Raw genomic sequence first — 23,173 nt, forward strand, 5'->3', positions numbered from 1 at the left:
ATGGACTTCGCCGGCGAACCATCACAGACAGACCGTCACGGTCCCGACGACCGGGACGGGCCCGCTCCCGACACCCCGGAGGAGATCGGTACCCAGCGCGTCTCCCTCGCCGACCTGATGGGTGACGACGACCCGGTCACCGACCGGCACACCCGTGACGGGCACATCATCGACGGGGGCACCGCCGATGGTGGCACCACGAACGGGGACACCACGGACGAGGGCACCACCGATCAGGTGGTCGAGGTCGGTACGCAGAAGGCCGATCTCGACGCGCTGATGGCCGAGACCGACGACACCACGGAGCCCCGCGCCATGCCCGACCCCGGCGCCGTATTCGACACCGAAGTCGGAACACAGGCGGCCACCCCCGCCTTCACGGTCGGCATCGCGCCACCGGACCGATTCGACGGCCGGACCGATCGGGTGGTCCGCACGCGGGCGACGCCGAGCACGGAGCCGGATTCCGGACCACTCGGACGGCGACTCGTCCCGCGCCGACGCCCCCCGGTCCACGAACGTCGACTCGGCAGCGGACTGGTCGAGATGCCGAAGATCACCGACATCGAACCCGAGGACGCGGTCATCGACGATCCGGTGATCGTCGAGGGCAAGCGATTCTGCTGGCGCTGCGGCAAACCCGTCGGCCGACTCGAGGGCGAAGGGGAAGGTCCACCCACCGGAGACTGCGCCAACTGTGGTGCGCGGTACTCGTTCGTGCCCGGTCTCGCCCAGGGGACGCTGGTCGCCGATCAGTACGAGATCGCCGGCGCGATCGCCCACGGCGGACTCGGATGGATCTACCTGGCCATCGATCGCAACGTGAGCGACCGGCCCGTCGTTCTCAAAGGCCTTCTGAACTCGTCGGATTCGGAGGCGCAGCGCGTCGCGGTGGCCGAGCGTCAGTTCCTGGCGTCGGTGAACCATCCCGGCATCGTCAAGATCTACAACTTCGTCGAGCACGTCGCCGACGACGGCGAGCGCTTCGGCTACATCGTCATGGAGTACATCGGCGGTCAGACGCTCAAGCAGATCACCTCGGGTGACCACGAGAAGGGGCTGCTGTCCGTCGAACAGGGTCTCGCCTACATCCTCGAGGTGTTGCTGGCCGTCGGCTACCTGCATTCGGTGGGTCTGGTCTACAACGACGTCAAACCCGAGAACATCATGGTCGGGAGCGACGAGGTCAAGCTCATCGACCTGGGTGCCGTCTCGCCGATCAACGGCTACGGACACCTTTACGGCACACCGGGTTTCCAGGCACCGGAGATCGTCAAGACGGGACCGCAGGTCGCCACCGACATCTACAGCGTCGGACGCACTCTCGCGGTGCTGACCGTGCCGATGGAGATGCGCAACGGCCGGTACGTCGACGGACTCCCCTCCCCCACCGAGACCGCCGTCTTCCGCGACAATCCGTCGTTCTACCTTCTGCTGCAACGTGCCACCGCGCCCGACCCGGCCGACAGGTTCTCCTCCGCGGAGGAGATGAGCACCCAGGTGCTCAACGTGCTCCGCGAGACGGTCGCGGTACACACCGGTGTGCCCCGGCCCTCCCTGTCCACGGTCTTCACCCCGCAGCGCTCGACGTTCGGCACCGACCTGATGCTCGCCCCGGTCGACGGCTTCTTCGACCCCGACCAGGCCGCCTTCTACGATCCGGTCGACATCGCCACCGCGCTCCCCGTGCCCCTGGTGAACCCGCTGGACCCCGCCGCGAGCCTGTTGACCTCGGCGGCCCTGTCGGATCCGCGGCAGACGCTCGACTCGATCAACACCGCACGCGCAGAAGGGTTCGCGTCGATGTTCGGTGGCCGTCCGGTCAAGAACGCCCACCCCTCGCTGGAGATCGACCTGGCCGAGGCCCGCGCCCACCTACAGCTCGACGACGTCGACACCGCTCTCGCGCTGCTCCGCGATGTCCGTGAGCACCACGGCGATTCGTGGCGGGTGGACTGGTACATGGGCATCTGCGCGCTGATGAACGACGAACCCGAACTGGCCTACGAACGGTTCGACGAGGTACTGGGGGCGATGCCCGGCGAAGTGGCACCGAAGCTCGCGGTGGCCGGAACCGCCGAACTGATCGGCCGGTGGCTCGCCGACGAGAACGGGTCGTCGAAGTCGGCCGACAGGATCTCCCGGCTCTACGACGTCGCGCAGCATCACTACCACGATCTGTGGCTGACCGACCACAGCATCGTCACCGCCGCCTTCGGCCTGGCCCGCCTCGCCGTCGCGGCCGGCGACTACGACGGCGCGATCCGTCCCCTCGACGAAGTTCCCGCCACCAGTAGGCATTTCAACACCGCCCGGGCGACCGCGATCATCGCCCTGGTGCACGGTCGTCCCACCTCGGAGGTCACCCGGGAGCAGATCGTCGAGGCCGCACGACGACTCGAGCAGATCCCGGACTCCGAACCACGCAAGTCACGGATGCTGTTGATCGTGCTCGGCACCGCCCTCGGCTGGATTCACGACAATCCCGACGCCGAGAACGCCGACACCGAGCCCTCGACACTCCTGGGCTTCCCCTTCACCGAGTACGGAATCCGCACCGGCACCGAGAGATCCCTGCGCCAGCTCGCACGTCAGACCCGCAACAACCGCGAGCACCGGTTCATGCTCGTCGATCTGGCGAACTACGTGCGGCCGAACACGCTGTTCTGACCTCGACACGCGGCCGGCGGTGCGGCGACGAGGTCGATGGCTGCGGCCACCCCTCCGCTCCCTGAGGCGCGAGGAGCGGGGGCCGGTCCGCTCACACCAGCTACCCGGCGGGCAGTGCTGCGACCAGCGCCGCCGACTGCCGCGCGATCGCGAGCTCTTCGTTCGTCGGGACCACCAGGACGTCGATCACGCTGTCGTCGGCGGAGATCCGGCGCGCCGATCGGTCGGCGGCCGTGTTGCGGTCCGGGTCGACGACGATTCCGAAACGCTGCAACCCGTCGAGTGCGTCGGCGCGGACGCGTGCCGAGTTCTCGCCGACGCCGGCAGTGAAGGTGATCGCGTCGAGCCTCTCGAGGGCGAAAGTGTAGGCGCCGAGGTAGTGCCGCAACCGGTGGATGTAGACGTCGTAGGCACGGCGGGCGTTTTCGTCACCGGCATCTATCAACTCGGCGATCGAGCGGAAGTCGTTCTCGCCGCACAGTCCTCGGAGTCCGGACCGATGGTTGAGCAGGGTGTCGATCTCGTCGACGGACAGCCGGACCACGCGGTTGAGGTGCAGCACGAGGCCGGGATCGATGTCGCCGCTGCGGGTTCCCATCACGAGACCCTCCAGCGGGGTCATCCCCATGCTGGTGTCGACGGGCTGTCCACCCGAGATGGCCGACGCCGACGCCCCGTTGCCGAGATGCAGCACGATCTGGTCGATATCGGCGAGATCCTTCCCGAGGAACTCGGCGACGCGGCCCGACACGTACTCATGACTGGTGCCGTGGAATCCGTACCGCCGGATGGCGTGTTCGGCCGCCACCTCGCGGTCGATGGCGTAGGTCGCGGCCGCGGGCGGCAACCCGTGGAAGAAGGCCGTGTCGAACACCGCGACCGACGGCACGTCGGGAAGCAGGGCCCGGGCCGCCTCGATACCCACGACATTGGCCGGATTGTGCAGCGGCGCAAGGGGCGAGATGCGCTTGATCTCCGAGATCACCCAGGAGTCGACGAGTGTCGGCTCGTAGAACGACCGGCCGCCGTGCACCACGCGGTGCCCGACCGCCGCCAGGCCCGCGTGCACCAGGTCGGTGCCGTTGTCGGCGAAGAATTGTTCGGCACGCAGGACCGCCGTCAGATGATCGGGTAGCGACACCGACTCGGTGACCGTCTCGCCGTTCTGTTCGTGCGTGATCGACGAACCGGCGTCGCCGATGCGTTCGGCGATCCCGTCCGCGAGGACGACGCCGGTGTCGGGCTGGACGAGTTGGTATTTCAGCGACGACGAGCCGGCGTTGAAGACGAGGACCGCGCCGGCGGTGCCGGCGCTCAACGCGCCTCTCCGGTGGCGACCTCTTCGGTGCCGGCATCTGCGGTGCCGGCCTCTTCGGTGGCGACCCCATCGGTGCCGGCCTCTTCGGCGTCCACCTGCTGCGCCTGGATCGCGGTGATGGCGACCGTGTTGACGATGTCGGACACGAGCGCGCCACGGCTGAGGTCGTTGATCGGCTTGTTCAGGCCCTGCAGCACGGGGCCGATCGCGACGGCACCGGCGCTGCGCTGCACCGCCTTGTACGTGTTGTTGCCGGTGTTCAGATCCGGGAAGATCAGTACCGTCGCCCGTCCGGCCACCGGGGAGTCGGGCATCTTGGTCTCCGCGACCGACGGTTCGACCGCCGCGTCGTACTGGATGGGACCCTCGACGAGTAACTCCGGCGCGCGTTGCCGCACGAGTTCGGTTGCGGTCTTGACCTTCTCGACGTCGACACCCGATCCGGACGTGCCGGTGGAGTAGGACAGCATCGCCACGCGCGGATCGATGCCGAAGGCGGCGGAGGTCTGCGCCGACGAGATGGCGATGTCGGCGAGTTGCTCATCGGTCGGGTCGGGGACGATCGCGCAGTCGCCGTAGGCGAGCACCTTGTCGGCCAGGCACATGAAGAACACGCTCGACACCGTCGAGACCCCCGGCTTGGTCTTGATGATCTCGAACGCCGGCCGGATGGTATGGGCGGTCGTGTGCGCCGCTCCCGACACCATCCCGTCGGCGCGCCCGGTGTGCACCATCATCGTGCCGAAGTAGGAGACGTCGATCACCTTCTCCCGCGCGCGGTCGAGTTCCATGCCCTTGTGCTTGCGGAGATCGGTGTAGATCCGGGCGAACTCGTCCAGGTACTCCGAGGTGGCCGGGTCGATGACGGTTACCCCGGCCAGGTCGAGTCCCAGCTCGATTGCCCGCTCCTGCACGGCATCCGGGTCACCGAGCAGCGTGAGGTCGGCGACCCCGCGGCGGAGGAGCCGACTCGCCGCCCGCAGGATGCGATCGTCATCGCCCTCGGGGAGCACGATGTGCTTGCGCTGTGCCCGTGCACGGGAGATGAGCCGGTACTCGAACATCTGCGGGGTCACGACCGACGGGACATCGACGTTGAGGTTGCGCATGACCACCTCGGGATCGACGTGGGTCTCCATCAGCGCCAACGCCGCCTCGATCTTGCGTGCCGACCCGGCGCCGAGCCGCCCACGGGTGTGGGCGGCGGTCCGCGCGGTGTCGTAGGTGCCGTGCGGGCAGCTGATGATCGGCAGCGTCGGCTTGAGTCCGCTGACCAGCGCCTCGATCATCGGATGTGGTTTGAGCCCACCGTTGAGGATGATGCCCGACAGCCGCGGGAATCCCTGTGCCGTATTGGCGTTCACGAGGGCGAGGAGGACGTCGGAGCGATCGGCGGGCGTGATGACGACCGTGCCGTCGGTGAGGCGCTCCAGAATGTGCTCGACGGTCATGCCGCCCACCATCACCCGCAGCGCCTCGTGGTCGAGGAGTTCCTCGTCGCCGCTGTACAAGGTGGCGCCGAGCGACTCCTTCAACTCACCCATGGTGGGCGCGAACAGGATCGGCTCCTCGGGGAGGCACAGGCTCGGCACCCCGGTGCGGCGCAGCGTCGCCCGGATCTCGTCGAGCCGATCAGGGTCACAGCGGTTCGCGACCATGGCGATCGGTGTGGCATGGGCGGCGCCGACCTCGGCGAGCAACCCCTCGGCGAGGTCGGCGATCTCCGCCGGGGACCGGTCGATGGCTTTCAGTGCGAGCACCATCGGCGCCGACAGGTTCGCGGCGATGCGTGCGTTGAAGCTCAGCTCCGACGGGGTGCCGACGTCGGTGTAGTCCGAGCCGACGATCACCACGCGGTCGCACCGCGTTGCCAGGGCATGGAAGCGGGCGACGATCTCGCCGATCGCGGCATCCGGGTCGTCGTGGACCTGCTCATAGGTCACGCCGAGGCAATCCTCGTAGGGAACGTCCACGGAGTCGTAGTCGATCAGGAGATCGAGCAGCGGGTCCCGCTTGTCTCCGTCGGCGCGGGTGATCGGGCGGAAGACGCCGACTCGGCCGCCGGTCGCCGCGAACAGGGCCAACAGCCCCAGCGCGACCACGGATTTCCCGGTCTCCCCTTCTGCCGAGGCCAGATAGATGCTGGTCGTCGATTCACTCCCGGCACCTCGATCACCGGCAACTCGATCTCCAGCAGAGCGGTCGGAAACGGCAGCGTCGGTGGCCATGCGCCCCAGCATAGTGGCGCCCGGTGATCAGATCAGGATGCCAGGATTACAGACGCCGTCGGGATCGACGGTCGCCTTGACCGCCCGCAACGCCTCGAGTGCCAGCGGACCGATCTCGTCGTGGTAGGCGTCGCGATGGTCGCGACCGACGGCGTGATGGTGGGTGATGCTCGCCCCGGCGGCCCTGATCGCGTTGTTGGCCGCGGTTTTCGCCGACGCCCACTCCGCGATCGGATCGGCGCCGAGCGGTGCCACCACGGTGAAGTACAGCGACGCACCGGAGGCGTAGACGTGGCTGATGTGGCACATCACGAGTGGAGGTGTGCCCGATGCGGTAAGGGTGTCGGTGATCGCGGCGGTGACCGAGGCGCGCAACTCGTGCAGCTTCGACCAGTAGGTCACTGTCTCCAGGGTCTCGACCAGCACTCCGGCGTCGAGCAGCGGGTCACGCAGGTAGGGCCCGGCGAAACGTCCTGTGCGCCAGGACTCTCCGGGGCCGCTTCCCAGGGCCGTACCGCCGGCGTCGACGAGCACCTCCGACGCGGCGTCGCGGCGCCGGCGCACCTCCTGATCGCTGCCCTCGTATCCGGTGATGACCAGGCAGCCCGTCGAATCACCGCCGAGCTGCGCGGGATCGGCGAGATTGATCGCGGTCTCGACCTCGTCGGACAGCCGGATCACGGTGGGCAGCGGGCCGTCCTGGGCGAGTCGTCGCAAGGCGGTCGCGCCGTCGGCGAAGGAGTCGAAGCGCCAGCCGTCGAAGAGCCGGGTGGCCGGGACGGGACGGATCCGGACCCGGACGCCGGTGATGACGCCGAAGGCGCCCTCGGAGCCGAGGATCAGCTGGCGGAGGTCGGGTCCGGCCGCGGACCGTGGTGCCGTGCCGAATTCGAGGGTGCCGCGCGGGGTGGCGAGGACGAGCCCCTCCACCATCTCGTCGAAACGGCCGTACCCCGCCGACGACTGGCCCGCCGACCGGGTCGCCGCGTACCCGCCGATCCCGGCTCCCTCGTAGGACTGCGGGAAATGTCCGAGCGTCCAGCCGCGGTCACTCAGGAGTGCTTCGGCGGCACTCCCGCGCAGACCCGCCTCCAGGGTGGCGATGCGGGAGACCTCGTCGATCTCGACCAGACGGTCGAGACGCCGGAGGTCGAGGCTGAGGACTCCGGCGAATCCGGCTCGGTCGGGCGCGAGCCCGCCCACCACCGAGGTCCCGCCGGTGAACGGCACGACCGCGACCTTCGCGGCGGCGCAGACCTGCAGGATTCGCACGACCTCGTCGTGATCGGCTGGGTAGATCACCAGGTCGGGGGCGTCGGCGGCGTCACCCGCACGCAGCCGCAGGAGGTCGGGAGTCGAGTAGCCACGGGTGTGCTGGACGCGCGCGTCGTCGGAATCGACCACGTACGCGGCGCCGACGACGGCTTCGAGGTCGGCGCGAACGGCTGCCGGCAGGGTCGATTCGCGCGGGGTGACCGACTCGGGTGGGACGCCCCGGTCCTCGGTGGCGTCGCCGGCCAGCGCGGCCGCAGCAGCGGGTAGCTCGGTGACGCGCGCCGGGTCGCCCCAGCGCGGCCGCCGCATCTCGACGACGGGGATCGCGGTCTCGTCCGGCTTCGGCTCGTCACCCGTCCGGTCCGAGCCGGTCATCATGAGCTCACTGCTCCGTCTTGACGACCGCGCGCACGACGAGGTCGGCGATCTGCTCGTCGGTGAGCGAACTGTCCGGGATGAGCATCAGGGAGTAGATCGTGCGCACCAGGAACTCGGCGGCCCCACGCGGGTCCGGGACGAGCTGGTCCCCGATCTGCGGTTCGAGATCGGGCAGCGTCTGGTCGACGATCTGGTGGATGAGGGTCGGACCCGACGAATCGCTGGTCGCGACCAGCGCCCGCACGACTTCCTCGGGTTCCTTGCGCAGCACATACTGCAGGGCCTCGTGCTCGCGGATGTAGGGCAGCACGTTCACGACCTGCGCGCGCACCTTCCCCGCCGCGTCGGGCGCGGAGGCCGACCATTCCCGCAGCTTCACCCGCAGCAGGGACACCTCGCGGTCGACGATCGCTGCGACCAGCGCATTCCGTCCGCCGAACATGCGGTAGGCGGTGGCCCGGGCGACGCCGGCATGACGCGCCACGGACGTCAGACTCAACGTCTTGGCGCCGAAGCGGGAGACGAGTCCCACTCCGACCTCCACCATGCGGTCACGGTCCATGCGAAAAACTTATCGAATCAGGGTGTCCGCAGGTGCGGGCGCCTCCGATCAGGCTACCGTCCATCGGCCACCGACCGGATGTGCCGGGCGGCCACGGCGAGCGTCGCCAGGTCGAAGCGTTCGGCCGCCTCGATCTCGCCCAGGGTGACCGTCGCCCGCTGCAGCGCCGTCTGGTTGGAGAGTTCCCAGGCCTCGATGGCCTCGGTCGGCCAGTAGGAGACCGCGGCCGCCCGGACCGGGTCGTCGGCCAGGGTTCCGACGACGTTGCAGGTGAGGTCGCGGAGTGCGCGGTACAGGTCGTCCCGCAGCGCGGAGCGGGCCAGCGCATGCCAGCGGTCCCCGCGGGGCAGTGCCGAGAGACGGATCAGCCATCGGTCGACGTCGATGTGGTCGGACAGCGCGAAATAGACGGCCCCGACGGTCGCGATATCGCACCCCGTCTCCTCGGCCACTTCCGCGATGTCGAGGACGCTGTAGCGGTACAAGCCCTCGGCCACGCGCCGTGCGATCGCCGGCGGAACCCCTGCCTCGGTGTATTGGGCCACCGCCGATTCGATGCGGGCCGCCTCGTCGCCGCGCAGCCAGATCGACACCTGCGGCGCGGAGTCCCGGACGATCCGGAAGCGTTCGATCGTCTGCGTCACCGGGATCGGCTGCGGGCGGCGCGTCAGCAACCAGCGCGAGGCACGGTCGAGGAGCCGGCGCGCCTCGGCGATGATCTCGTACTCCACCTCGGGACGCAGACCGGCCGCCTCGATGTCGGACTGCAGCTCTGCCAGTCCCAGAACCTCCACGGCGACGACGAATGCCCGCACGATGTCGGCGGCCGCCGCGCCGGTCTCCTCTCGCAGCCGGAACGCGAACGTCAGGCCGCCGAACGCGAAGAGGTCGTTGACGAGTTCGGTGGCGATGACCTCGGTCCGCAACGGGAAGTCGTCGACATCGCCCAGATCCGCGAGTGCTTGCGGGAAGTACCGCGTGAGCCGGTCGGAGAAGTAGGGATCGTCGAAAGCGCCAGTCGCCGCACAGAGCTCGGTCTTCACGTCGAGTTTTGCATGACCCATCAGGGTCGCGAGTTCCGGCGACGACAAGCCCTCCCCGCGTCGGGCCAGGGCCGCGAAACCCTCGGCGGTGGGCAGGGTCTCGAGTGCCCGGTCCAGACCCCGGCGCCGTTCCAGGTCCTCGACGAGACGGGCGTGCACGTCGACCATCTGTGCCGCATGCGCGCGTGCTTCACCGAGAATCCGGTTCTGCGCCCAGTTGTTGCGCAGCACGAGATCGGCGACCTCGTCGGTCAGCTCGGCGAGGACCTCGCCACGCCGTGCCCCCGACACCCCGGTCGAGGACCGCCCGTCGAGCAGGATCTTGATGTTGACCTCGTGATCGGAGCAGTCGACGCCCGCCGAGTTGTCCAGTGCGTCGGTGTTGATCCGTCCGCCGTTGCGCGCGAATTCGATTCGCCCGGCCGACGTGACGCCCAGGTTGCCGCCCTCCCCGATGACCCGCGCCCGCACCATCGTGGCATCGACGCGGACGAGATCGTTGGTCCGGTCACCGACCTGATCGTGGTTCTCGGCCGCGCTCTTGACGTACGTACCGACCCCGCCGTTCCAGAGCAGATCGACCGGCGCGCACAGGATGGCCGAGATGAGCTCCTGCGGAGTGGCGTCGGTCGTCTCGCGCGGCAGCCCGAGCACCTCGGCCGCCTCGGGCGACACCGAGATCGACTTCGCCGTCCGGTCGAAGACCCCACCGCCGGTGCTGATGAGTTCACGACGGTAGTCGGCCCACGAGGAGGACGGGAGACCGAAGAGTCGTCCGCGTTCCTCGAATGACCTGTCGGCGTTCGGGTCCGGGTCGATGAAGATGTGCCGGTGGTCGAAGGCCGCGACCAGTCGGATACGCGGGGTCGAGAGCATCCCGTTGCCGAAGACGTCGCCGCTCATGTCGCCGATGCCGGCCACGGTGAACGTGTCCCGGTCGACGTCGATGCCGAGTTCGGCGAGATGCCGGGTCACGCTCACCCAGGCGCCCCGCGCCGTGATGCCCATCGCCTTGTGGTCGTATCCGACCGAGCCGCCCGAGGCGAAGGCGTCGCCCAGCCAGAAGCCCCGGTCGACGGCGATGCCGTTGGCCACGTCGGAGAACCGTGCGGTCCCCTTGTCGGCTGCCACGACGAGGTAGGAGTCCTCGCCGTCGCCGCACACCGTCGCGTCGGGGTGCACCGAACGTCCGTCGGCGGATCGGTTGTCGGTCAGGTCGAGCAGGCCCGAGATGAACTGGCGGTAGCCGTCCTCCCCCGACATCGCCGGGTTCTTGACGACGAACCCACCTTTCGCGCCCGCCGGCACGATGACCGAGTTCTTCACCGTCTGCGCCTTCGCCAGTCCGAGAATCTCGGTGCGGTAGTCGTCGCGGCGATCCGACCATCGGATCCCGCCGCGGGCAACGGCACCGAAGCGGAGATGAACGCCCTCGACATCTGGTGAGTAGACGAAGATCTCGTGCAGCGGACGCGGCGGCGGGAGGATGTCGACCTCCCGCGGCCGGAGCTTGAACGCCAGCTGTGGCCGTTCCGGTCCGAGCGCGTCGGGGCGGTAGAAGTTGGTGCGACTCGTGGCGAGCACGAGAGAGCGATACGCACGGAAGATCCGGTCGGCGTCGAGTCCCTGGACCCGGTCGATCAGCGCGTCCAGCGTCCCGAGTCGTCCGGCGACGAGATCGACACTCCGGGCGGGGTTTTCGATGCCTGGATCGAACTGGGCACCGAAGAGCTCGACGATCGCCGAGGCGACGTCCGGGTTGCCGGTCACCACGGACTCGATGGTGCGCTGCCCGTACGGCAGGGCCGTCTGCTGCAGGTAACGGGCATAGGCGCGCAGCACGACCACCTCGCGCCAGCCCAATCCGGCGGTGAGCACCAGGTGCCCGAAACGATCGGGTTCCGTGCGGCCCGACCACATCGCCGAGAACACATCCAACACTGCCGCGTCGTCCGTACCCGCGCCGGCGACCCGTCCCGGAGAGGCAACGAAAGCGTGCAGGCGACAACGCAATCCGTCGGGGCGTCGGACCACCGTGGTGGCGTGATCGACGAGCTGGAGGTCGAGGCTGCGCAACAACAGGATGACCTTCTCGAAGGACACCTCGGGGCCGCCGCTGTACAGGGTCACCTGCAGGTGACCGTCCGCGGTCGTCTTCGCCCCGACCTCCACGGTGTCGGGCGTGAGCGCTTCGAGGATCGCGACCTCGGGGGCCGCGGTGTGCGCCTGCTCTTCGACGTAGCCGGTCGGCAGGAGGTCGTGGCGAGGGGGCAACGTGCTGGTCATCGCTGGACTCCGGGGGTTCAGGTGGCGGGGTTGGTGATCGGAGGTGGTTCGGGAGAGCTGTTGGCGTGCAGTGGAATGCACGCGGCCCACCCATGGACGACGCTGGCCATGGGTGGGCCGGGAGTGCAGGACGCGTGTCCTGTCAGTCCTGAGTGATCAGGACTTCACGTGTGCATCCGCGACGTCGAGTGCGGTGTCGAGGATCGCCAGACCCTCGCGCACCTCGTCGTCGGAGACGGTGCACGGCGGCACCGCGTGGATGCGGTTGAAGTTGGCGAACGGCAAGAGCCCGTTGGTCTTGCAGGCCGCGATCACCGCGTTCATGGCCGGGCTGCTTCCGCCGTATGGCGCCAGCGATTCCCGGGTCGCACGGTCGGCGACCAGCTCGACGGCCCAGAAGACACCGAGTCCGCGGACCTCTCCCACCGACGGATGCTTGTCGGCGAGCGCACGCAGTCCGGGACCGAGCACCTCGGTGCCGATGCGCGCGGCGTTCTCGACGATCTTCTCGTCGGTCATGGCGTTGATCGTCGCGACCGCGGCCGCGGTGGCGAGCGGGTGACCCGAGTAGGTCAGGCCGCCCGGGTACGGGCGCTGAGCGAAGGTCGCGGCGATCTCACCGCTGATGGCGACGCCGCCGAGCGGCACGTAACCGGAGTTCACCCCCTTGGCGAAGGTGATCAGGTCCGGCACCACGCCGTCGAAATGTTCGATGGCGAACCACTTTCCGGTCCGGCCGAAGCCGGCCATCACCTCGTCGGCGATGAACACGATGCCGTAGCGATCGCAGATCTCGCGGACACCGGCGACGTAACCGGGCGGCGGGACCATGATGCCGGCGGTGCCGGGCACCGACTCGAGCACCAGTGCTGCGATCGAGTCGGGTCCCTCGAGGCGGATGAGCTGGTCGAGAGAGGCCAGCGCGCGCTCGGTCTCCTGCTGCTCGTTCTCGGCGTGGAACTGCGAGCGGTAGAGGAACGGTCCGTGGAAGTGGACCACGCCGCTGTTGCCGTAGTCGTTGGGCCACCGGCGCGGGTCACCGGTCATGTTGATCGCGGTGTCGGTGCCGCCGTGGTACGAGCGGTAGCGGGTGAGCACCTTGTACCGGCCGGTGTGCAGTCGCGCCATGCGGACCGCGTGCTCGTTGGCGTCGGCTCCGCCGTTGGTGAAGAAGACCTTGTTCAAGTCGCCCGGCGTGCGCTCGGCGATCAGCCGGGCGGCTTCGGAGCGGGCATCGTTGGCGTGCTGCGGTGCGATGGTGCACAGGGTCGCCGCCTGCTTGCGGATGGCCTCCACGACGACGGGGTGCTGATGTCCGATGTTGGTGTTGACCAGCTGGGACGAGAAGTCCAGCAGGCGGTTTCCATCGCCGTCCCAGACGTAGGAGCCCTCGGCGGCCAGGATGGTCATCGGGTTGATCTGTTCCTGGGCCGACCAGGAGTGGAACACGTGCGCGCGGTCGAGGGCGTGGGCGCGGACGCCACGCTCGCGTGCGGACTCGAGGTCTTCCCCGGTCGACAGGATGACACGCTCGGTGGTGGTCATGTCGGTGTCCTTTCTGCGGTGTCTCGCCGGTCAGTTGTTCTCGGGGAAGCCGAGGTTGATGCCGTCTCGCTCACTGGGGTCCTGCCAGCGGGTGGTGACGACCTTGCCGCGGGTGAAGAAGTGCACGCCCTCGGTGCCGTGGGCGTGGGTGTCGCCGAACAGCGAGCTCTTCCAGCCGCCGAAGCTGTAGTAGGCGGTGGGCACCGGGATCGGGACGTTGATGCCGACCATGCCGACCTCGACCTCGTTCTGGAAACGACGCGCCGCGCCACCGTCGTTGGTGAAGATCGCGGTGCCGTTGCCGTACGGGTTGCTGTTGATCAGCTCGAGCGCCTCGTCGTAGGTCTCGACCCGCACGACCGAGAGGACCGGGCCGAAGATCTCGTCGGTGTAGACGCTCATGTCGGTGGTGACGTTGTCGAGCAGCGTCGGGCCGAGCCAGAAGCCGTCGGTCTCGCCGTCGGCCTGGACGCCGCGGCCGTCGACGACGACGGTGGCGCCGGCCGCCTCACCGGCGTCGACGTAGGAGGCGACGCGATCGCGGTGGGCCTTGGTGACCAGCGGGCCCATGTCGGAGTTGCGGGTGCCGTCGCCGGTCACCAGGCCGACGGTGCGTTCGGTGATCTTTGCGACCAGTTCGTCGGCGATGTCACCGACGGCGACGAGCGCCGAGATGGCCATGCAGCGTTCACCGGCCGAGCCGAAGCCCGCGTTGACCATCGCATCGGCGGCGAGGTCGAGGTCGGCGTCGGGAAGGACGATGGCGTGGTTCTTGGCGCCGCCGAGGGCCTGCACGCGCTTGCCGTGCGCGGTGCCGGTCGAGTAGACGTACTGCGCGATCGGGGTCGAGCCGACGAAGGAGATGGACTTCACGGCGCGGTTGGTCAGGAGCTCGTCGACGGCGGTCTTGTCACCCTGCAGCACGTTGAAGACGCCGGCCGGCAGCCCAGCCTCGGCCCAGAGTTCGGCGATCCAGATGGCGGCGGTGGGAACCTTCTCCGACGGCTTGAGGATGACGGTGTTGCCGGTGGCGATGGCGATCGGGAAGAACCACATCGGGACCATCGCGGGGAAGTTGAACGGCGCGATGATGCCCACCGGGCCGAGGGGCTGGCGGATGGAGGCGACGTCGACCTTGGTGGAGGCGTTCTCGGTCATCCCGCCCTTGAGCAGGTGTGCGATGCCGCAGGCGAACTCGACGACCTCCTGGCCGCGGGAGATCTCACCGAGGGCGTCGGAGAGCACCTTGCCGTGCTCGGAGGTGATGATCTCGGCCAGCTCACCCTTGCGGGCGTTGAGCAGTTCGCGGAAGGAGAAGAGGATCGAGGTGCGCTTGGCGATCGAGGTGTCGCGCCAGCCGGGGAAAGCCGCTGCGGCGGCGGCGATCACGCGCTGTGCGTCGGCGGTGTCGGCGAGTGCGACCTGACCGGTGACCTGACCGGTCGCCGGGTTGGTGACCGGGGCGAAGCGCTCGCCGGTGCCGGAGAACTCCTTGTTGTCGAACCAGTGCGAGATCGTCCTGGTGGCGAGTGCGTTGGTCATGGAATCGCGTCCTTTGCTCGAGGGATCACTGCTGGGAGGGATCCGAGGGAGGGGGAACCGGGAGCCGCGCGGGAGAGACGGTGCGCTGCGGTGGTGATTACAGAATGCGGCCTCCGGAAGCCCTACGGTGCCGACAGTGTGTAAGTTTCGACCCGAAGTCCTTTACACTCTGTTAGGTGAAGCCGACCATTGCGGACATCCTCTCGCTTCCCGTGGTGCGCAACGGGAAGCCGAGGCAGGTGGGTGGCGGGCGACTCGACCGCGAGGTCCGATGGGCTCACGTCAGCGATCTGGCCGATCTCACCGATCTGTTGCAGGGCGGCGAGATCGTCCTGACCACCGGACCGGCACTTCTCGCGGACCCCACCGGTTACCTGGAGGGGCTCGCGGCTGCCGGAGCGGTCGGGGTGATCGCGGAACTCCTCGACGCCGACGTACCCGATTCCGTTGCGGCGAACGCTGATCGCCTCGAGCTGCCCGTGGTGGTCCTTGAACGCGCGATCCGCTTCGTGGACGTCACCGAAGAGGTGCACAGCGCCATCGTCGCCGACCAGTACGAGGAGGTCGTCTTCTCGCGGCACGTCCACGAGGTGTTCACCGGGCTGGGGATGCGCCGGGCGGAAGTCACGGAGATCGTCGAGGCAGCAGCCGAACTCATCGACTCGGCGGTCGTCCTGGAGGATCTCACCCGGCAGGTGCTGGCATTCGCCGGTCGAGGTACTCCGGCGAAGGATCTGTTGCGCGACTGGGAAAGACGCTCCCGACTCACGCCGACCGGGCGGGAGACCTCGACCTCTGGCCCCGAGGGATGGCTCACCGCGCCGGTGGGTGCGCATCGTCAGGAGTGGGGACGGCTCGTGGTCCCCCACCCCGGCGACCTCGGCGAACGCGCGCGCATGCCGTTGGAACGCGCCGCGCAGGCCCTCGCACTGCATCGGATGATCGAACAGAACTGGACCGAGCTGGAGATGCGTGCCCAGAACGGTCTGGTCGACGATCTGCGCCTGGGACGGATCCCCGACGAGGCCGAAGCCACCGCACGCGCCCATGCGCTGGGTCTGCAGCCAGGGTTGACATACGCGCCGTTGACGATTCGCGTGGTCGAGTCGGTGAGCGCCGACCAGGTGATGGCACAGGGCCGCTTGACGCGGGCGCTTGATTCGGTGCGGCACTCCGTGCGGGGTGTGGGACGCACGGCATTGACCGCGCTGCGTCCGACCGGCCAGATGGATCTGATCCTGTCGCTGCCCGCCTCGCGGAACACCGACGTGATGACCGATGTGTGTACAGCCATCCACACCTCACTCCTGCGGGTCGACGGCGTCGTCCGCGTGACGATCGGCGTCGCACCGGACTCGACGCGGCTCGTCGACGCCGCGCGCGGTCTCGCGGAGTCGGCCCACGTGGCCGAAGCGGCGCTGTCACTACCCAAGAGCGACAAGGCCTTCCACCGGACGACCGACGTCCGGCTACGTGGCCTGATCGCGGTGATCCGCTCCGACGCCCGCGTCCAGGCGTTCGCCGAGACCGAACTGCGCGGCCTACTCGAACACCACGCGCGTCACGACGACAACATGCTCGAGACACTGCGACGCTTCATCGGGTTGGGCGGCAACAAGGCCGAACTCGCCAAGGCGATGAACCTCACCCGACCGACGGTCTACGCCCGTCTCGCACGGATCGAACGCATTCTCGGCGTCGAACTCGACGACGCCGAATCCCGGACGTCACTGCATGCGGCACTGCTCATCCTCGACAGCCGGCCGGAAGCCGAACGCGGCCGCTGACGCATGAGCGCCACTTCGAGAGAGAAGCGCCAGCCGTAACCGGCGCTGCTGCAGTCGAACTGACCCCCGCTCCCTGAGGAGCGTCGAGCCCCGACTGCCGAACCTCAACTCGACCGGCAAACGTCGATCGAAGTCTGCGGGGCGGGTTGACGTCGACCGGTGGTCGGGTAAGCGACGGTGTCTCACCAGGCCTTCGAGGCTCGTCGCTTACGCTCCTCGCACCTCAGGCAGCAGACCTGGGCGCGTTGCGTTCTTTCGGATCAGGGATCGGGGAACTCCCGCGCCTCAGGGGGCGAGGGGCGGGGCGGGAGTCGCGGATGGCTTCACAACTCCCGGATCTGCTGCACCGACACGACGCGGAGCCCGTGCTCGGCGGCGAACTCGAACGCCTCACCGGCGCCGGCCATCTGAGTCTCGTCGCGCACCGACACCAGGTCGGCGAAGGAGACGACACCGGAAAGCCCTGCGCGGCGGGCGAGTTCACCCAGTTCGCGTGCACAGCCGTACGACGCCGCGGCGTCGGCGGCGACGCCGACGACCAGGACGTGGCCGGGCCGGGTGAAGTCCGCGTGGCCGAACCGGTCGTCGGCCAGGGCACGGAGGGTGCAGGCGCGGTCGGCGGCCGAGATGCCGGTTCCGACGCCCGCCACCGCATCCACCGAGACCGCGAAATCGGTTGGTGCACCCGGGGTCACGTCACCGGCGGGCAGCATCGGCGGCAGCCCGAGGACCCGGCATCGATCTGCGGGCAGCGACACCGTCACGAGACCCGAGCCGAACCGGATGACGAAGGCCATCTCCTCGGTGGTCGCGGGTTCGGCGGCGAGTGCCAGTACCACCCGCCCGGATTCGACGTCGGACACGACGACGGGACGTCCGGCACGCACGTCGTCGAACACCTCGTGCGCGATGTGCGACGAATCCTGCGCAGGGGCGGCACGTTCCAGCAACACGGCCATCGTGAATCCTCTCGGAGGAAGAGTGGAGCGGCCGCCGACCGATCGGACCCATCACGATCGATCGGCGGCCGGGTTCTGGTGGGACACCTGCCCTGAGGCAGGACTTGCTCAGACGCGCTCGGCGAGATCGCCTGCGTCGGGATCGACGGAATCCGCTTCGCGGACGCGAGCTTCGGCGACCTCGTCTTCCTCGGCCAGCCGCTCGGCGTGCGGAACGGCGAGCCACAGGGCGAGACCGATGGCGACCACACCGCCGAGGAGCTTGCCGATCAGCATCGCGGCGATCATGTTCGGCTGGAAGTTCGCGGTGAAGGCGATGTAGTCGCCGATCGCGAACGCAGCGCACACCGCGAACGAGATGGTCAGCACCTTGTCACGGGCCGGCATCAGCGGGACGACCCGGAACAGGGCGAGGACGTTGGCCGCGCCGGCGAAGAAGCCGGTCATGCCCGCCTCGGAAACCCCGACGCGCTTGCCCAGGGCGGCCAGCGGCTTGTCCAGCCAGGTCCGGATGGCGTAGACCATCGGGAACGCACCGGCCAGCATGACGCCGATGTAGCCGGCGACCTCCAGTGCCCGGAACTGGTCCTCCTCGTCGGCGATGAAGGGAGCCAGACCCCACGAACCGAACATCCACGAGAACACACCGGTGAAGTACTCGACGACCCCGAGCGCGAGGGCTGCCGTGGTGACCGCACGGATCAGCTGGCCGAAGGCCATGAAGCCCGAGATGGACTGACGGGGGAAGAACTTCAGCAGTACCGCCAGCACGATCATCAGCAGGACCAGCGGGATGAGGTTCAGGATGATGTCGACGACCGGCAGGTCGAACGGCTTGCTGGCGTCCGATTCCGTGGACACGTCTTCGCGGAGCAGGACGCCCGTCTGCGCCAGGATCAGCGTCATGAAGAACGCGGTGAACGGGATGCCGAGCAGACCCGTCATCACGCCCAGAGCCATGTACTTGTGGTCCTTCTTGGGCAGCATCGCCAAGCCGACCGGAACGCTGAACGCGATCGTCGCGCCCGCGGTCATGCCGACCGCGAAGGCGAGGATCCAGGCGTTGTGACTGCCGGCGACCTCATGGGACAGCTGGTAGGCACCCTGGTCGGCCGGGATGAACGAGCTCACCGCGATCGACGCGTCGGAGTGCATCCACCGGTACACCGGTCCGATCCACTTGTCGATCCCGTCCGCGAGGAACGGGATGATCGACATCATGCCGCCGACCGGGAGGAAGATCGCACCGATCGACATGATGCCCTCGCGGAACTCCTCGCCCAGCGGTGACCCCGGTTTGAAGATGTAGGCGCCGGCCCCGAGGAGCAGGAACGCCATCATGATGTAGATGATGATCTGGCCGAACAGTTCCATCAGGCCGACCTCCCTTCACGTGAATTCTGTTGCGAGCGCATGTGTCTGGTCTCCTGGCCCCGGTGGCTCAGCGACCCGCGAGGAGGCCGCCGTCGATGAGCACCTCGGCACCGGTGATGTACGAGGCATCATCGGAGGCGAGGAATGCCACCGTCGGGGAGATCTCTTCCGGTCCGGCCAGGCGACCCATCGGGATCGTGGCCAGAGTTGCCTCTTCGGCGCCCTCGCCGAGCTGTGCGAACTCGTCGCGGAGCATCTGGGTGTCGATGTATCCGGGGTGGATGCTGTTGACGCGGATGCCGAACTTGCCGTAGCTGAAGGCGGCGGACTTGGTCATCAAGGTGACCGCACCCTTCGACGCGACGTAGGACAGGTAGCCGTCCGCACCGACGAGGCCGAAGATGCTCGAGGTGTTGATGACGGCCGCGTGCTTGCTCTTCTTGAGCAGCGGGATCATCGTGTGGAACGACAGGAAGATGGACTTCTGGTTGACGTTGGTCGTCTTCTCCCACGCGGCCTCGGTGGAGAGCTCGGCCGGGTGGATGTCGGCGAGGATGCCGGCGTTGTTGACCAGGATGTCGAGGTATCCGACGGTGGTCTCCAGCTCGGCCGCCAGCGCCTGCCACTGCTCGATGCGGCTGACGTCGAGCTGGTGGAAGGCGACCTGCAGGCCCTCGGCTTTCAGGGTGCGCTCGGCCTCCGCGCCGACCTCTGCATTGATGTCGGCGAAGTGGACGATCGCACCCTCCTGCGCGAGGCGGCGGGTGTGCTCGAGTCCCTGACCACCGGCACCGCCGGTGACCAGGGCGATGCGGCCCTCCAGGCGGTTGGCGACAGGTGCGGTGCTGCTCATGATGAAGTACCTTTCAGTGCTCGTGAATCCTATGGGTGCGGTGCGTGCGGCAGCACCGTCTGTGGAGGGGGACTCTCTTGTCCCCCGAAGTGAGGCGTGACCTGTGGGTCGGACCGCTGTGGCCCGGGCTATCGATTGACGACGTAGAACTTGCGGACGGTCTCGAGGACCTCCCAGGTCGCGGTCTCATCGGCGTCGATGACGAAGGTGTCACCCGCGGCGATATCGAAGACCTCCGCGGAGGGATGGACGGTCACCCGTGCGCGACCGGCCACCAGAGCCACCGACTCGGGGCCCGCGACGTTGCGCAGCACACCCGGCGTCATCTGCCAGATGCCGTGCGACTGTCCGCCGTCGGTCCACAGCACGCGCGAGCTGATGATGCCGGTCTCCGGGTCGGTACGCTCCCGATCGACGAGGTCGGCCTCGGCGATGCGGAGGTGACGGGAGTCGACGATGGTGCCCAAGGCATGGTCCTTTCGGGATGAGTCGGCCCGCCGGACGCCGTTGTCCGGCGGGCCGATCAAGGTGGTCGGTGAAGCGGCGGGTCTCAGCCGTTGAGGTGGGCGAGCTGCGGGGCGACCTTCGCGCCGAGGAGCTCGAAGCTGCGTCGGTAGGGTTCCGGGTTGTCGGTGTACTCGTGGACGAAGCTGACCAGGGTGCCGAAACCACCGACGGCGTTGTACAGCTCCTCGATGCGGGCGGCGACCGTGTCCGGCGAACCGATGATGAAGAAGTTGTCGATCATCCAGTCGAGATCCAGATCGTCCTCGCTGATCTCCCCGCCGGTGAGCAGCGGCCCGAGGCCCAGACCCTTGAAGGTCGGGATGTTGTACTTGCCCCACAGGGTGCCCATGGCACCGTTGCGGACCAGGTCCAGAGCCTGTTCGTCGGTGTCGGCGACGAAGATGTCGCGGCAGACGCGCCAGTCGGCCTTGGACGGGTTGTATCCCGCTTCCTTCGCCGCGGTGGAGTAGGTCTCCCAGTGGTTGATCCAGGTCTTCTCGTGCACCTGCTGGCTCAGCAGGTAGGCACCGCGGGAACCGGCGAACTTGATGGTCGAGGAGTTCTCCGACATGCCGGTGATCATGATCGGGATCTGAGCCTGAGCCGGCTTGAGGTGCGGGCCGGCGATCTCCTCGTCGTGGGCGGGCATGTCGACCGAGAAGTACTCGCCCTCGATCTTGAAGGCGCCCTCGCGCTTGAAGATCGCCTCGAGGATGTCGAGTGCCTCCACCATCATCTTCGAGTTGTTGGCACCACCACCGGTGCCGAACAGCTGCGCATCCGAAGCGTATGCGCCCGGGGCGATTCCGGCGATGTACCGGCCTCCGGTCATGTGGTCGAGCCACATCATCCGGTGCGCCAGCGCGATCGGGTTGTGGTACGGCAGCAGGTGTGCGGCTGCGCCCAGGGTGAGCCGCTCGGTCACCTGGGACGCGGCGGCGATCATGGCGTCGGGGGCGGGCGACGGCTCACCGCCGAGGGTGTAGTGCTCGGCGAAAAAGGCCTCGTCCCAACCGTATTCCTCGGCCCATTTCACGAGCTGGAGGTCCCAGTCGATGACCTCTTTGGCGGTGCGCTTGCCGTGGGCGTAGTCGTGCGAGTAAGGCGCGCTGAAGGTTCCGAATCTCATTGATCTCCTCTTTCTCGATGGACCGGCGGGCGCCGGGTGGGTAGGACGGGATGGCCGGCCGGCGCGGTGCGCCGTCGGTTGAGTTCTGATGGCTGGGGCCTGGGGAAGGAAGGGGGCGTCGCCGTGACCGACGGCCGCCCTAGGCGGGCGTCGGCTCGGCGAGCCGGCGGAATCCGCTGCGATGGAAGATGATCGGCTCGCGCGGCGTGGACTCCTCCGCCTGCCCGAGTTCGAGGACCTCCACCGAGCACGATCACGTGGTCGCCGCCGTCGAGAATGTCCGCGATCCGGCAGTCGAACCAGGTCACCGTCTCACCGAGGATCGGATTGCCGGTGGAAGTCGTTGTGTAGTCGAGGGATTCGAATCGGTCATCGCCGCTCGAGGCGAACTTGCGGGCCAGCTCCGAGTGCTGCTCCGACAGGATGTTGACCGCGAACGATCCGGTTTCGGCGATCACCGGCCAGGTCGTCGAGGTCCGGGCAGGAGCGATGGCGATCAGCGCCGGCTCGAGCGAGAGCGACATGAACGACTGGAGCGTCATGCCGTGCGGACGGCCGTCGTCGACACCGGTGACGATCGTGAGGCCGCTGGGGAACTGGCCGACGGCCTTCTTGAACGCGTCATGGTCGAACGCTTGGGTTGGCATGAACCACCCCTTCCGAGGTTCTGAACATTTGTTGAAACTTTGTTGGACGTAAACCTAAAGGCGGGCATCCTCGCTGTCAACGGGTAGTTCCCAAGTTTTCCGCGCTGTAACAAGCGAACTCGGTGTTACACGGGTGTTAACCGGGGGCTGGATTCTAGCCAGTTCCCGACCCGCACATGTCGTCAAAATTGAGACATAACTGAACGTTTGTTGTAGCTTTGCGGTGAGCAGAGAGCGGACACGCATCCGGTAAGACAATTCAGACCCCGGCCTTCAGCTCGGCGAGCAGGGCGTGTCAGCCCGACCACACCGAGCTGAAATCCGCCCCCAAGAACCGCCCCCGAAATCGGCCCTCCAGCAGGACGCCGGCGACATATCGCCCGTGCCGGACTTTCAGAGGGCTCATCTCAGGGGCGCATTTCGGTGGATGGCTACGGGGGGCGTCGTCGATCGGGATCAGGCTTTCGCACCCGCGGAACGGGTCTTCACCTGCGGGTATTCGCGCGACTCGTCGGTGCGGATGATCGCGAGCACGACCTCACGGAGCTCTGCGTCCGACAAGGACGCGTCACCGACGTTGCGCTGGACCGCCGATCCGTCCCAGACCGCTTCGAGGATGGTGGCCACTTGCGCCGAGCAGTACGTCTCGACACCCGATTTGGCACGCTTGGACCACTTTCGGATGAGCTGCCGGTAGGCCTTCTCGCGAACACCCTGCGCGTACATCTCCCACATGAGAACGACGGATTGGGTGTCCTCCGAGAGCTTTCGCGTCATGTCGACGACTGCGTCGGCGAGATCTTCGTCGTTCCGGACGAACGTGAATCCGCTCTCGTACTTCTCGGAGATGCGGTCCACGTAGTAGGCGAACGCGTCGAGGAGCAGTTCATCGAGATCGGCGTAGTGATAGTTCACGGTGCCCAGCGCGAGATTTGCCGCGCTGCACACCTTTCGGTGGGTCACACTCTTGACGCCGCTCTCGGTGATCACCTGCAGAGCTGCTTCCATGAGAGCGGCACGGGTCGCCTCGGACCGCGCATTCTTCGCTTTCATGAGCCCTTCCCCGACAT

General features: G+C 67.8%; 16 protein-coding genes. 2 read left to right on the forward strand and 14 right to left on the reverse strand.

Going from position 1 to position 23,173, the window contains the following annotated elements; translation table 11 throughout:
- Nucleotides 1-2,670: a serine/threonine-protein kinase gene (locus GAA2_RS21030; RefSeq protein WP_191834556.1), complete on the forward strand. Its 2,670-nt coding sequence runs from the start codon at nucleotides 1-3 to the stop codon at nucleotides 2,668-2,670.
- A gap of 100 nt (nucleotides 2,671-2,770) precedes the next feature.
- Here GAA2_RS21030 and GAA2_RS21035 read toward each other — a convergent pair whose 3' ends face one another.
- From GAA2_RS21035 to GAA2_RS21065, 7 genes are all read right to left on the reverse strand, one after another.
- Nucleotides 2,771-3,988: an acetate kinase gene (locus GAA2_RS21035; protein ID WP_191834557.1), complete on the reverse strand. Its 1,218-nt coding sequence runs from the start codon at nucleotides 3,986-3,988 to the stop codon at nucleotides 2,771-2,773.
- On the reverse strand, nucleotides 3,985-6,228 hold the full coding sequence (pta, locus tag GAA2_RS21040; protein WP_191834558.1) for a phosphate acetyltransferase: 2,244 nt from the start codon (nucleotides 6,226-6,228) through the stop codon (nucleotides 3,985-3,987). The genes GAA2_RS21035 and pta overlap by 4 nt, the downstream gene beginning before the upstream one ends.
- A 15-nt stretch (nucleotides 6,229-6,243) precedes the next feature.
- A complete protein-coding gene (locus GAA2_RS21045) occupies nucleotides 6,244-7,869 on the reverse strand; it encodes an FAD-binding oxidoreductase (protein ID WP_191834559.1) in 1,626 nt (541 codons plus the stop codon).
- A gap of 4 nt (nucleotides 7,870-7,873) precedes the next feature.
- Complete coding sequence (locus GAA2_RS21050; RefSeq protein ID WP_191834560.1) at nucleotides 7,874-8,431, reverse strand: TetR/AcrR family transcriptional regulator; 558 nt, start codon at nucleotides 8,429-8,431, stop codon at nucleotides 7,874-7,876.
- Between the two features lie 53 nt (nucleotides 8,432-8,484).
- Nucleotides 8,485-11,760 (reverse strand): NAD-glutamate dehydrogenase domain-containing protein, encoded by a 3,276-nt coding sequence (locus GAA2_RS21055; protein WP_191834561.1) that lies wholly within the window; start codon nucleotides 11,758-11,760, stop codon nucleotides 8,485-8,487.
- 156 nt (nucleotides 11,761-11,916) lie between these two features.
- Nucleotides 11,917-13,305: an aspartate aminotransferase family protein gene (locus GAA2_RS21060; RefSeq protein ID WP_191834562.1), complete on the reverse strand. Its 1,389-nt coding sequence runs from the start codon at nucleotides 13,303-13,305 to the stop codon at nucleotides 11,917-11,919.
- A gap of 30 nt (nucleotides 13,306-13,335) precedes the next feature.
- Complete coding sequence (locus tag GAA2_RS21065) at nucleotides 13,336-14,847, reverse strand: CoA-acylating methylmalonate-semialdehyde dehydrogenase (RefSeq protein WP_191834563.1); 1,512 nt, start codon at nucleotides 14,845-14,847, stop codon at nucleotides 13,336-13,338.
- Between the two features lie 176 nt (nucleotides 14,848-15,023).
- Between GAA2_RS21065 and GAA2_RS21070 the strand changes: the two genes are divergently transcribed.
- Entirely contained in the window at nucleotides 15,024-16,634 is a 1,611-nt protein-coding gene (locus tag GAA2_RS21070) for a PucR family transcriptional regulator (RefSeq protein ID WP_191834564.1), read from the forward strand.
- Between the two features lie 323 nt (nucleotides 16,635-16,957).
- Here GAA2_RS21070 and GAA2_RS21075 read toward each other — a convergent pair whose 3' ends face one another.
- From GAA2_RS21075 to GAA2_RS21105, 7 genes are all read right to left on the reverse strand, one after another.
- Nucleotides 16,958-17,593: a 3,4-dihydroxy-2-butanone-4-phosphate synthase gene (locus tag GAA2_RS21075; protein ID WP_191834565.1), complete on the reverse strand. Its 636-nt coding sequence runs from the start codon at nucleotides 17,591-17,593 to the stop codon at nucleotides 16,958-16,960.
- A 108-nt stretch (nucleotides 17,594-17,701) separates the two neighbouring features.
- On the reverse strand, nucleotides 17,702-18,967 hold the full coding sequence (locus tag GAA2_RS21080) for an ethanolamine utilization protein EutH (RefSeq protein WP_191834566.1): 1,266 nt from the start codon (nucleotides 18,965-18,967) through the stop codon (nucleotides 17,702-17,704).
- Between the two features lie 67 nt (nucleotides 18,968-19,034).
- The gene (locus tag GAA2_RS21085; RefSeq protein WP_191834567.1) at nucleotides 19,035-19,820 is read right to left on the reverse strand and encodes an SDR family NAD(P)-dependent oxidoreductase; all 786 of its coding nucleotides are present in this window, start codon (nucleotides 19,818-19,820) and stop codon (nucleotides 19,035-19,037) included.
- 128 nt (nucleotides 19,821-19,948) lie between these two features.
- Nucleotides 19,949-20,287, reverse strand: a complete 339-nt coding sequence (locus GAA2_RS21090) for a cupin domain-containing protein (protein WP_191834568.1) — start codon at nucleotides 20,285-20,287, stop codon at nucleotides 19,949-19,951.
- 83 nt (nucleotides 20,288-20,370) lie between these two features.
- Entirely contained in the window at nucleotides 20,371-21,456 is a 1,086-nt protein-coding gene (locus GAA2_RS21095; protein ID WP_191834569.1) for an LLM class flavin-dependent oxidoreductase, read from the reverse strand.
- The gene (locus tag GAA2_RS21100) at nucleotides 21,453-22,103 is read right to left on the reverse strand and encodes a flavin reductase family protein (RefSeq protein WP_191834570.1); all 651 of its coding nucleotides are present in this window, start codon (nucleotides 22,101-22,103) and stop codon (nucleotides 21,453-21,455) included. Before GAA2_RS21100 ends, GAA2_RS21095 begins: the two co-directional genes overlap by 4 nt.
- Nucleotides 22,104-22,559: 456 nt before the next feature.
- On the reverse strand, nucleotides 22,560-23,156 hold the full coding sequence (locus GAA2_RS21105) for a TetR/AcrR family transcriptional regulator (protein WP_191834571.1): 597 nt from the start codon (nucleotides 23,154-23,156) through the stop codon (nucleotides 22,560-22,562).
- Between the last annotated feature and the right edge of the window lie 17 nt (nucleotides 23,157-23,173).

Origin of the sequence: Gordonia ajococcus, from assembly GCF_012974285.1 — a bacterium.
Lineage (GTDB): Bacteria > Actinomycetota > Actinomycetes > Mycobacteriales > Mycobacteriaceae > Gordonia > Gordonia amicalis.